Annotated in this window: 10 protein-coding genes and 1 pseudogene; 3 read left to right on the plus strand and 8 right to left on the minus strand. The window is 43.2% G+C overall.

Going from position 1 to position 12,544, the window contains the following annotated elements; translation table 11 throughout:
* A partial coding sequence (gshA, locus tag F6K49_RS28490) for a glutamate--cysteine ligase (protein ID WP_293102001.1) occupies positions 1-434 on the minus strand: 434 nt, incomplete at its 3' end.
* A gap of 135 nt (positions 435-569) precedes the next feature.
* Positions 570-1,487, minus strand: coding sequence for a histone deacetylase (locus tag F6K49_RS28495; protein WP_293102004.1), 918 nt, complete (start codon positions 1,485-1,487; stop codon positions 570-572).
* Positions 1,488-1,557: 70 nt separating this feature from the next.
* Between F6K49_RS28495 and F6K49_RS28500 the strand changes: the two genes are divergently transcribed.
* On the plus strand, positions 1,558-1,971 hold the full coding sequence (locus F6K49_RS28500; RefSeq protein WP_293102007.1) for a peptide chain release factor 1: 414 nt from the start codon (positions 1,558-1,560) through the stop codon (positions 1,969-1,971).
* A gap of 365 nt (positions 1,972-2,336) precedes the next feature.
* Here the strand turns inward: F6K49_RS28500 and F6K49_RS28505 are convergent.
* Positions 2,337-3,250, minus strand: a pseudogene (locus F6K49_RS28505) (Rpn family recombination-promoting nuclease/putative transposase).
* A 102-nt stretch (positions 3,251-3,352) separates the two neighbouring features.
* Positions 3,353-6,178: a tetratricopeptide repeat protein gene (locus F6K49_RS28510; RefSeq protein ID WP_293102010.1), complete on the minus strand. Its 2,826-nt coding sequence runs from the start codon at positions 6,176-6,178 to the stop codon at positions 3,353-3,355.
* 559 nt (positions 6,179-6,737) lie between these two features.
* Here F6K49_RS28510 and F6K49_RS28515 point away from each other — a divergent pair.
* On the plus strand, positions 6,738-6,992 hold the full coding sequence (locus tag F6K49_RS28515; RefSeq protein WP_293048312.1) for a hypothetical protein: 255 nt from the start codon (positions 6,738-6,740) through the stop codon (positions 6,990-6,992).
* A 715-nt stretch (positions 6,993-7,707) separates the two neighbouring features.
* Here F6K49_RS28515 and ctpB read toward each other — a convergent pair.
* The 4 genes from ctpB to F6K49_RS28535 all read right to left on the minus strand — a co-directional run bounded on the left by ctpB (position 7,708) and on the right by F6K49_RS28535 (position 11,999).
* Positions 7,708-9,030, minus strand: coding sequence for a carboxyl-terminal processing protease CtpB (gene ctpB, locus F6K49_RS28520; protein ID WP_293027786.1), 1,323 nt, complete (start codon positions 9,028-9,030; stop codon positions 7,708-7,710).
* A gap of 789 nt (positions 9,031-9,819) precedes the next feature.
* Positions 9,820-10,095 (minus strand): MoaD/ThiS family protein, encoded by a 276-nt coding sequence (locus tag F6K49_RS28525; protein WP_293027789.1) that lies wholly within the window; start codon positions 10,093-10,095, stop codon positions 9,820-9,822.
* 235 nt (positions 10,096-10,330) lie between these two features.
* A complete protein-coding gene (thrC, locus tag F6K49_RS28530) occupies positions 10,331-11,635 on the minus strand; it encodes a threonine synthase (protein WP_293027792.1) in 1,305 nt (434 codons plus the stop codon).
* 157 nt (positions 11,636-11,792) lie between these two features.
* Positions 11,793-11,999, minus strand: a complete 207-nt coding sequence (locus F6K49_RS28535) for a hypothetical protein (protein WP_293102014.1) — start codon at positions 11,997-11,999, stop codon at positions 11,793-11,795.
* Between the two features lie 32 nt (positions 12,000-12,031).
* On the opposite strand from F6K49_RS28535, the gene F6K49_RS28540 reads away from it, so the two are divergent.
* Positions 12,032-12,544: gamma-glutamyltransferase (locus F6K49_RS28540; RefSeq protein ID WP_293102019.1), on the plus strand; the 513-nt coding region annotated here is incomplete at its 3' end.

A 12,544-nucleotide genomic window follows, 5' to 3' on the forward strand; every position in this document is an offset into this window, starting at 1 on the left:
TACAGTGGAGCTTCCATTCGCACTAGACGACAAGCTCTCATCAGGATTTCTGGGTCAGAGATGCCCACATTGATATGGATGCTGGCAGTGACAACTTTAGTGCCGTAGGTGGTCTCAATGTAGGAATGGTAAGGATTATTGGGGTCAGAACGGTAAAAGCGATCGCTTCCAGCTAAGGACAGGGTACTTCCGGGAATTATTGTATAGTTACCCAAGCTTTTTAAATACTGTCGCAGCTGCTGTCGAGGACGCACTAAGGCACATAAGAGACGGTCATAGCAACATAAAGGAGCAGTGGTGTATTCTACATTGCGCTGATCTGGCTCTCGGACAAATCCGTCGAGGGATGCAACAATCTGATCGGAAAAACCGACAATATCCCCTTCGGGAGTGCCGGTATACATTTCTACTTCAAAGCCTTTGGATAGCAGCACAGTTTTTTTTATGGGGAATGCTAAATTGGGAGTGGGGAGTAGTGTTGGCCATAGCTATAGGGAATTTATCTACCTATATCTAGCTATCAATCTTATAAATTACGACCAAAGAATTCCTCCTTCTTTAGTTTGCCATTAAAGCTTAAACTGGCGATAGACCTCAAGAGCAGCACGGTAAAGTAAAGAGTGGCGATAGATCAGGGCATCGAAATCATTTCCGTAGCCACCACCAATCACACAAGCGACTGGTATGCCCGCTGCTATACAGGTACTCAACACTTGCATATCCCGACGGTAAATTCCTGTGTCGGTCAGGGCTAATTTCCCCAAGTGGTCTTCTACATGGGGGTCAACTCCAGCATCGTAGAGGACTAAATTGGGTTTGAATCCTGAGAGTAAGTCCGGAAGATACTTGGCTAGGGTTTGTAGATAGGCATCATCATCCATCCCCTTTGGTAGGGGAACGTCTAAGTCGCTTTTTTGTTTAGTGCTAGGGAAATTGACTTCACAGTGCATCGAAAAGGTGAAGACACTGTGGTCGTTTTGGAAGATAAAGGCGGTACCGTCTCCTTGGTGGACATCTAGGTCAACAATTAGAATTTTCTGCACTAGTCCCAGTTGTTGCAGGACACGAGATGCGATCGCTAAATCATTAAAGATACAAAACCCTGAGCCATAATTGGGAAAAGCATGATGGGTACCACCAGCAGTATTGAAGGCTAACCCTTGACTCAGGGCGAGTTTAGCGGTGAGAATCGTGCCACCTACGGCAGTACAAGTTCGCTTTACTAACGCTGGACTCCAAGGTAAGCCAATGCGTCGCACAGCTTTCGGGTCAAGGGTACCTTGACAGTAAGCTTGAACATAGGCGGGGGTGTGAACCAGGTGGAGCCAATCGAGTGGGGGAAGGTCTGGAGTGTGGAATTGTTTAGGAGTGGCAATGCCTTCTTGTAGCAGTAGTTGGTAGAGTTTCCCAAATTTAGGCATGGGAAAGCGATGCCCGTCTGGCAGAGGTGCGACATAGTCCTGGTGATAGACGATTGGCAAGTTCATGATCAGACAGGGTTTTCCAACTCGCTACACTTTTTTTTATAATCATCAACCAAGTCAAAGGAAGCATAGCATGAATGACCCTTGGAATACTTTTAAGCAACAGCCTTGGCTACCTCTGTCGAAAGTAGCTGCTTTGACCACTGTGCTGGTAGTTGCTCTAGAGAACTTATTGATATGGGTCTTGACTCAATCAGAAACTTTCCGTCTGCTACTATTTTCTAGACCCCTAGCAATCATCTGGTTTATGGCTGCGGCTATAGGAGTTGGGGTGTTAGGAGTTTATATTTGTGAACGTTGGCAGTCCCAGGTATTCCTGAAGACCTCTAGTCTCTGGGCTTTAGTGTTGTGCCTTATGGTCGGTTTATTGCTCAAGTCTCAACTGCCAATCCCTTTTGGGTTAGTTGGGTTTTCCATGAATGCTGTGATTGGAGTAATCCTAGGGGTGTTTTGGAAAGCTCGTCCTTACTGGCGTTATTGGAATTAGTTGGAAATTTAGAATTTAGAATTTAGAATTTAGAATTTAGAATGGAGAATGAATAATTAATAATTATAGCATTTCTAGGGTTTATGAGGTACGCTTTTAAACCTCAAAGTCCCCCTTATTAAGGGGGATTTAGGGGGATATATTTGTACCTCATGGCATAGATAATTGCTATAAGAATGGAGAATGAAGGATTTTAAATTATACCTTCGCTCCTAATAAATTATCGTGAATTACCAATTATCAATCCTCAATTATCAATCCTCAATTATCAATTCTACATTCTACATTCTTAATTATACATTTTGCCTAACCCACTCAATCAGATCTCGATGGCACTGCTTTTGAGTGCCACACCTAACGGAATTTTACTTATCCCTAAACTGGTTCAACCAATTGGTCAAATCCACTTCGGTTGCAAAATCTAACAACGCTTCTCCTAAATCCTCCAACTGCTCAAAGGATAATTCCTCAATTTGATTTTGTAATTGGGGATTGAGCTGACCTATGCGACGGTTAAGTAGACGGATAATTAAATTAAGTTCATTGCGCTTTCCTTGTTCTAATCCCTGTTCTAATCCCTGTTCTAATCCTTGACGAATAATCCGTTGATAAACTACCGATTCTTGCATCATATCCTCCCGAAAATAAGCTTGAATTAACTGCTCATCAAATTTCACCCCAGCCAACAGTTGCACGCAAGCAGATAGGTTACGCTGCTGTTGTCTATCTTCAATTCCGATCGATTTTGGCTGCTACCTGAGATAGCAAGGTTTCTGGGACTTCTGCTTGTGCTAACACAGCCAAGGGTAGTAATCCCGGCGTTGTTAGTAATGGTTGTGGATCACATTCCCAAATCCGAATCACCCGGTAGCGGAAGGATAGGTTCCTCTCGGTAAATTGATTCTCAAATACTCCCGCTAATCGGGTTGGTTTCAGGAAAATTATTACCTGCTCAATGTCTTGATGCAGTCGCTCATGGGGGAAACCCCCAAGACCGCGCTGCATCGCTATCACAGCGATACTGCCGATACAACCTTACCCAATAATCCAGCATCCGCAGGGGTAACGGAGGTTCAGATTGGGGTAGGGTTTGAAATTCCAAATGCAAAATAGCATCAGCAACTCGCACAAAAAACAAGGCATCTGCTCGAATTGGCTCTGTGCTCAATTCAGTGTTTAAAATTTCGATATCTTCTGCTGGTTGCTGGTTGAATAACCAACGGGTAAAGGCTTGGGTATATTTTTCAACTAGATATTTTAGGGTACTATCGTAAGTCATTCCATTAGGAAAAGTATGACCAAGTCAGTATATAGCATTTCTAGCTAATCAATGAACAATTTTGCTGATTTACCATAACATCAAAAACTATTATGATATCTTTTATTCTGTTCCCTGTTCCCTTTTTAGATCGCGCAAATTTGCCAGATTTTTACGAAAGGTTACAGTGTTAGGATGATTTGATACTAACTTCTTTTCTGCAATCTCCAATGCCTCGACAAAGAGGTGTTTGGCCTCATCATAGCGCCCCTGCTCATAGTAGAGTGTTGCCAAATTGTTAAGACTAGTGGCTACATCGGGATGCTCCTCACCCAGTAGCTGCTTAAACATGTCCAATGCCTGGAAAAAGAGGGGTTCGGTCTGATCGTAGTGCCCCTGATAATGGTAGAGTAATGCCAGGTTGTTGAGACTAATGGCGACATCGGGATGGTCTTGACCCAGCAGCTGCTTTCTCATTTCCAATGCCTGGATAAACAGAGGTTCGGCGTGATCATACTTCCCCTGAGTAGAATATAGTCCAGCTAGGTTGTTGAGACTTAGAGCCACAGAGGTATGGTTCTCACCCAGCAGCTGCTTTTGTATCTTCAATGCCTGGACAAAGAGGGGTTTTGCATCATGGTACCGCCCCTGATTATGGTATAGTGACCCGAGGTTGTTAAGACTTAGGGCTACATCGAGATGCTCCTCACCCAGCAGCTTCTTTTTCATCTCCAATGCCTGCATATATAGTGGTTCTGCCTGATGGTAACGCCCCTGAGATCGGTAGAGTGTTGCCAGGTTGTTGAGACTGGTTGCTACATCGGGATGATTCTCACCCAGGCGGCTTATCGTTATCTCTAAACATTGCTTACACCATGCTTCAGCCTCGTCATAGGTACCTTGACCTTCATATAATCTTCTTAAGCCAACAAAAGGCCATATTAAATCTTCATCCCTGAGCCAGTCAGTTAGGACTGTGGCAGCTTCCACTAAATGAGGGATGGCGGAGCTAACTGCTGCAATCTGATCGCGAGTTGGTGTAAAAGGAATTTCTTTTGCCACAGCCACAATTGTTTGACAAAAGCTTTCCTTATAGGAATCGGCCTCTGGTAATTGAGCCAGCTTGGTCAGGAAAAATTCTCGAATTAGTGGATGGAGTTGATAGGTTTGCTGTTCAGTCAGTTGCAACAGATTACGATTGATCAAAGAGCGATTGGCCGTAGGCCACGCTACGCGATCGCGTAATTCTTCCAATTCTTCTTGTGCTTCTTCCCAGTCATCTTCATCCTCAGTTTCGATAACACACTTCTCTACCAGTGACCACTCAAAAGGAGCTTGAGCAAACAGACTCAGACGACATCCCAACTGCTGGGCTTCTGGACAATCTTTCAAATCTTCCCAAGATAACTCAAAGGCTGCTGCTACTCCCAACTGGGCTGTCATTTCCCCTTCTTCTGTGGGGTCAAGTAATGCCTTAGCTGCTAATTTCTTTTTCTCTAAACGTTTCTGAACTTTAGCAATGGTTAAGGTCGGATGTAGATCTAAATATCGTCCGACTAACTCCAAACCCAAAGGCAAATACCCCAACCATTTACATAACGCTTCTGCTTCGGTTAGTTCTTTCTCAATGCGCTCTTTTCCAACAAGCTTACGTAATAATTCTAATGCTGCCTCTGGGGATAGTACATCCAAGTCAATTCGTCGGTAAGAAGCCCCTGGACGCTGACGACTGGTGACCAGTACTTTGAACCGGGATTCAGCTGGAGGTAAATAGGGTTTAATTGTTTGTTGGTAGTCATTGCTGAAAGAAGCGACATCATCCAGCACGATCAATACTGTTCCTTCTGGCCAATTTCTCCAGCAGTATCTTACCTGCTCGTTGAACTCTAGGTCATCTGGAATGGTTAATCCTAATTCCGTACGCCCAAAACTAACAACTTGAATCCCCAGATCTAGCCCGCGCACTGGAAACCAGCACCTACCACCAGGGTAGTTATCCTGATAACTTAGAGCATATTGTAGAGCTAATTCGGTTTTGCCCACACCGCCCATTCCGGCAATAGCACAAATGGCTAATCGATCGGTCTTTTGAAGTTCTTGATGGAGCTCCTTAAGTTGAGTGTCTCTACCGACAAAGTAGGGAGTGCCACGATTAGCAATGTTAGTGGGAGAATTTAATTTTTTTTTTCTTCCCGGTGCAATCGGTATAGTTAACTTTGCCAGAATTTCAAACGCAAAGGCACTGGCATTCTGTGCAGCTATTTCTTGCCAACCAGCAGCATCGGCTTCACTCTTGCTATCGATTAAATCAGAAATACCACGAATAATCAGTGCCGATACCTGGTGATTAGCATGAGCAGCTTGAAGCAAACCACTTCCTTCCATTTCCACTGCTACTGCATCACCATAGTTCTTCTGCAATAACTTAAAAGTACTGGAGTTCTTTGAAGCAACTACTTTTTCCCCAGCGGCGATCGGTGCGACTAACACCCTAGGGGAATCCACAGTAGAGTCAACAGATGTTAGTCTTTCTAACCAATCTGATTTTTTGGCTTCTGCTCTCGCTCGTTGAATCAGGTTATAGGATGCTTGTCCTACATCTGGTCTAGGTTCAAATTCTAGTGTGATTTTGCCAGATTCATAACCATATACTTTGGTAGCAGCTACCACATCACCGAGTTTGACATCTTTAATGCCTCCAGCTACTCCTACAAACAGAACAACATCAGGATCGAAGTAAGCGATCGCTCTTTCTGTTTCCATTGCTGCTCTGGTATTTCCCTGACCAATCTCAACAATTCCTACTTCCCAGGACTTACCATTATCTGAAAACTGTCCTAGTTCATAAACTGTCCCTTGTTCATGTTCTTCCTCTTGAATATTGCTCAAATGAGCCTTAACAGCAATGTATTCAACAGGAATAGCGGTTAATATAACTGCCCGGTTCATAAATCTTTGCTAGTTAACGTTAGTCAGATGTAAGCAACTAATCATTACCTGGCTGTGATCTCAGGTTTTGTCCAAACTTGTTGAATCAGTTAAAAAATATAGTTAACTATATTGTATTATTTTTATGTCCATAAAATTCAATCTTGATTTAGTCTAACAAAAAAAATACAGGGAGTCGGGTAAAAAAATATCATAATTCATTTTATATACCTAAAACAACTTATCGGATATAGTTGATTTTTTTATTTCCTGTTTCCAAGGCTATCAGTAAATTAAATCCACAAAAAAAAAGGAACGCTAACATTTTTAATATGTATCCCGTTTGCGATTATAACTTCTACTTGGTGGTGCGTTACGGGGCGGGTTATCCCAATAGTAGCTACAAAGTTAAAAGGCGAGCCAGCCCCTAACGCACCCTACGCACTAAATTCTTAATTCTACATTCTTAATTCTACATTTTATTCGAATTACTCCTCAAAAAAAAATTCTAAAAACCCTTGACAAAATAGTTTATAATCGTTATGATTATAGTTGTAAACTTCAAAAGCAATTTTGAACTATGCCTGACAACTTTCGCCCAGATCCACAAAACAATCCTGAGGATATCACTCCTAGTAATACTCCTCAGGAACCTTCTCCAAAAAAATACCCCATTAAGCACATTTTGAAGGGTTCCCGCCGGGCAATAAACAACACCATGCAGACCCTTTATGCACGGGGTTACGCCGAAATCTCGGAGTGGAGCCCCCTTCAGCCGACGGGAATTCCTGGCGAATTCATCACCATGATGACCAAGTATTTAAATTTGGGTTAAACTATTAAATTATAGGGGGGGTAACCCCCCTGGCCAAAGTATCAGTTTTGTTCACGTAGCGTGACCTTTGGTCAATCCTATGGGATCATTTCTGGATTGGTTTAGAAAGTTGAGGCATAACTAAAAACTCCTAGCCGTGGAAGGTTTTCTGCGGCTATTTTTTTTTGGTTTAAGGTTAGAAGGTTAGAAGGTTGAAGGTTAGAAGGTTGAAGGTTAGAAGGTTTAAGGTTATTAAAGGTTGAAGGTTAGAAGGTTTAAGGTTAGAAGGTTTAAGGTTATTAAAGGTTGAAGGTTAGAAGGTTTAAGGTTAAAGGTTATGATATCGAAATTAGCGTTAATAACAATATCTGGTATTTCTCCATTTTTCCATTTCCCGATTTTCCCACACTTCCCTCTGTTTGCCTTTCTCTGGTGGGATTAGTGAGAGTATTGAATACGTACGAAATAAGTACTAGTTGATAAACAACTGTCTTGATCGAGTCACTGATATCATCTAAAGAATGAAGAATGTAGAATGTAGAATGTAGAATGTAGAATGTAGAATGTAGAATGTAGAATGTAGAATGTAGAATGTAGAATGTAGAAGGAACTCAATTCTCAATTCTCAATTCTCAATTCTCAATTCTCAATTCTCAATTCTCAATTCTTAATTCTCAATTCTCAATTCTCAATTCTCAATTCTTAATTCTTCATTCTCAATTCTTAATTCTCAATTCTACCAGACCCTACCTGAGTTTATGGGTTGACTTAGGGTTTCAGCCTGAGAGGGAGTAGTTGATTTTAAAACTGCGATCGCTTTTCCGTATTGAGGATCCTTGCTAGTGCCACGCCATCCCGGTTGACGAGATAGCTGTTGCCGTTGCTCAAGGGTCAACTCTTGGCGAATATCGGGCACAATTCCTTTTAAACTAATATCTTCACCACTGGGTAGGTAGTAACGAGAGACAGTCACCGTTAAACCTGAACCATCGGATAAGGCATGGACAGACTGGACAGCGGCTTTACCAAAGGTCCGAGAACCGATAACAGTAGCGCGTTTGTTATCTTTGAGAGCACCAGTTAGAATCTCACTAGCACTAGCCGAGTTACCATCCACTAGAATCGCTAAGGGCAGATTGGTCAAGGCCGTTCGATTAGCGGTGTATGCCTGTTTACCACCGATCCGGTCTATAGTGCTAACAATTTCTCCCTCTTGCATCCACATCCGGGCAATTTCAATACTCGAAAAAAGCAATCCGCCTGGATTTCCCCGCAGATCTAGGACATAAGCATTCACCTTCTGCTGATTTAGGTTCCTAATTGCCCGTTGCATTTGTTCAGCTGCATGGGAACTAAATTCATTTAAGCTAATATAACCCACTCGCAGATTCCCTTCTTGCTTGACGCTGTAACGAACAGAGGGGATTTCTATCTGAGCTCGGGTTAGTTGTATCTCAAAGATTCCCTGTCCTGGTCGAGCAATCCGCAAAGTCACTGATGTTCCCACTTTACCCCGGATTAGTCCCGACGCATCTTCGAGACTTAACCCTTTCGTAGATTTGCTATCTACAGCTAAAATCCTATCCCCAGCTTTAATACCTGCCTTAAACGCTGGGGAATTTTCAATCGGTTCAATGATCAACGGGGTCTCGGTCTGCTTTTCTATTTCCATGCGAATACCTACACCAGACAGTTCACCAACGGTTTGGTTTGTCAAGGCTTGGAACTTTTCTGGCTCTAAAAAGCGGGTGTAGGGGTCTTCTAAGGTTTTTAGGGCTTTCCGAATCGCTTTATAGGCTTCTTCCTTTGAAGCGTAGCTTCTGCTGAGGAGTTCGTGCCTAGTCGCTTGCCAGTCAACTTGGTTAAAGGTGTTATCGACATATTCCCGATTTACAGTTTGCCAAACTTCATCAACAATTGTTTTGGGGCTATCCTGAAATGCTACAACCACAGAGCTACCATTAATCGGTGTTGCCCAAGACCAAACTGCTGTGGTTGCGATCGCTCCAGTGAAAAGAACACGTTTGAGTCGGGGGAAGTTTTTCAGGGATTGTCTCATGGATATAAGGCGGCAAACTACTTAATTACTTAATCTATTTAGTGTTTTATAAATTCAACCATTATTGAGGTTTTTGTTAACCAGCTCTAGGATTGCCCATGGCTATGAGCTACTGAGACTACCTAGCTATTACTACTAATCCTACTGATGATAATAACGAAAAAAAATTATTTTATAGTTTTAGTTTCTGATCTGATATACTAAAGGAATATTCGTCTGTCGGCTAATACCGCGAACTTACTCACCAAGTTTTACTCACCAAGTTTCACTCACCAAGTTTCACTCACCAAGTTTCACTCACTAAGTTTCACTCACCAAGTTTCACTCACCAAGTTTTAGTCACTAAGTTACTCTAGAGGCTATAGTTTTTAATATACGATTTAATAATATAATTTTAATATACTGAAATCCAGCAACTATAGCAGACTGCCGTTGTGCCAGTTCCAGAACTGAACTGCTGTGGGGACACAGACTGCCATCGCGGCAGCAAAATATTCACTGATTTAGAGCCCAGCTCAGGTTCCCCGATCAGGAGTCAAGCGCACCGAGGGAGTCGCGAGTCGGGATGCAGCGCAGACCTAAGGGGGTTAATCCCATTAGCGGCTGCATCACTATTGCCTATTGCTAGCATGCCTATTGTCTTGAAAGGATAAGCAATATTGCTCAAAGGTTACTGAAAATTACTCTATCTTTTAAGCAGTAAGCTATAAGCCATTCCCGTAGCGTGGCCAAAAGACCAAGGCGAATGGCCAACTGCTGAGTGCTGAGTGCTGAGTGCTGAGTATCTGTCTAACCACCAGCAACAGCTGTGACAATACTCACTTCATCCCCATTGTTGAGTTTTGTTTCTGTATTGTCCAACAAGCGGATATCTTCCCCGTTCACGTAGAGATTCAAAAATCGACGGGGTTTACCCTGCTCATCGCACAGTCGTTGTTTAATGCCAGGACAATTACTTTCCAGGGATTCGATCAGTTCAGAAACATTCGTTCCCTCGCATTCTACTGTTGCTTGCTCTTGGGTATATTTTTGTAAAGGAGTAGGAATTAAAACTTTTACAGCCATAATCAATATCTTGCTTTGAATTCTCAATTTTGAAGGTTGAATGGTAAGCCATCAGCTATCAGCAATCAGCTATCAGCTATCAGTTATCAGCTATCAGTTATCAGCTTATGGGTTATCACAGGCTAGAAGCCTGTGCCACGCTACTAGATCGATGCTTTTGAATAAAATCAGATGATAGCTGACTGCTGATTGCTGACTGCTGACTGCTGACTGCTGATTGCTGACTGCTGACTGCTTAAACTAAAACTTGCTGCCATTCCAGACGGTCTAGGGTGTTAGCCCGCTCTAATGCTTGCTCGAAATTGTCTAGTTTTGGTTCAATTACCAAAGGTTCACCCACATAACCTTGAACTGCTTCTTGGGTCTTCAAGCCATTACCAGTGATGTAGGCTACTGTAGTTTCATCGGGGTCAATTTTACCAGCTTCTACCAACTTCTTGAGTACAGCAATTGTAGTACCTCCTGCAGTTTCTGTGAAGATTCCTTCGGTTTCTGCTAGCAACTTCATCCCTTCGATAACTTCTGCATCAGTCACGGATTCAATGTTTCCGTTAGTTTTCTTAGCTATTTCTAAAGCGTAGATGCCGTCGGCTGGGTTTCCAATCGCAATGGATTTAGCAATAGTGTTGGGCTTGACTGGAGTAATAAAGTCCCGTCCTTCTTTGAAAGCTTGAGCGATCGGGGAGCAACCTTCTGCTTGAGCACCACTGAAGCGCACTGATTTATCTTCTACTAGACCGACTTTGATGAATTCTTGGAAGCCTTTGTAGATTTTGGTGTATAGGGAACCTGATGCCAAGGGAGCAACAATATGATCCGGTAGTTGCCAACCTAGTTGTTCAGCGACTTCAAAGCCCAGAGTTTTAGAGCCTTCTGAGTAGTAGGGACGTAGGTTAATGTTCACAAATCCCCAACCGTGGGTGTTGGCTACTTCACAACAGAGGCGGTTGACTTGGTCGTAGTTGCCTTTGACTGCCATTAATGTGGGGTTGTAAATCAGAGTGCCCATCACTTTACCCGCTTCCAGGTCAGCAGGGATAAACACGCAGCAGTCGAGTCCAGCATGAGCTGCGATCGCAGCAGTAGAATTCGCTAAGTTTCCAGTACTAGCACAGGATACCGTTGAGAAGCCTAACTCCCGTGCTCTACTTAGAGCTACTGATACCACCCGGTCTTTGAAGCTGAGGGTGGGCATGTTGACGGCATCATTTTTAATGTAGAGATTTTTTAACCCTAAGCGTCTAGCCAACCGAGTCGATTTGACTAAGGGAGTCATTCCTGTACCCACATCAATATAGTTATCAGTAGCAAGGGGTAAGAAAGAACGATAGCGCCAGATCGATTTCGGACCTGCCTCAATGCTCTGCCGGGTTACATGGCTTCTGAGGGTACCGTAGTCATATTTTACTTCCAACGGACCAAAGCATTCCTCACAAACGTGCATTGCCTTGGGCTCATACTCCGCACCACACTCTTTACACTTCAATTTGGTAAATGCGGTAGATGCCTGGGTTTTGGGAGTAATTGTGGCTTGGCTCATGGGTATATCTCTAATTACGCTCTCTAATTACGTTCCGTCAAGACTTGATTAAAAGTAACATACCTCAAAATGTCCGTCAACCATACCCGACTTTTTTAGTCGGGATTAATTGCACCCCTTAAAGACTCATCATTAAGCAGTCAAAATTACTGTCAAGTTAAGTACAAACTTTTGGTGCGATTAGTGATATATGGCTGTGTGTAGGGAACAGGGAACAGGGAATAGGCAAGAGGCAAGAGGCAACAGACAAAAGTAATCCCCCCGACTCCCGATTCCCGACTCCCGACTCCCGACTCCCGACTCCCGACTCCCTAGTAGCGCTGGTGGAAACCGTTATAGTATCTTTCCGAAAGCCGAAAATCATTTCCAATCCCTAAATAGTCCCTCAACTATCCCATGGGCAAGATAGCTAGAAAATATAAATTCATCATCACTTGTCTGACTACTCTAATTTTCATTAGTGCTGGCAGCGCCTCTGCTCAAGACACAGTTATCTTTAGCAGAAAAGATATCTTTCATCCCGTTATCGCTAAAAACGGTATGGTTTCCTCTCCAGAACGCTATGCCTCACAAGCTGGTTTAGCGGTTTTAAAAGAAGGTGGCAATGCTGTTGATGCTGCGGTAACCATTGGGTTTACCCTAGCGGTAACCTTACCGCGAGCTGGGAATCTCGGTGGCGGTGGCTTTATGCTCTTACATCTGGCCAAGGATAACCAAACCATTGCTATTGATTATCGGGAGAAAGCACCAATCGCTGCTACTCGTGATATGTTCCTGGATAATAATGGTGAGGTTGACCCAGAAAAGTCTCGATACAGTTATTTATCTGTAGGTGTTCCTGGTACCGTAGCTGGGTTAACCATGGCACTGGAAAAATACGGCACTATTTCCTTAGAACGGGCATTACAA

This window comes from Moorena sp. SIO3I6 (assembly GCF_010672095.1).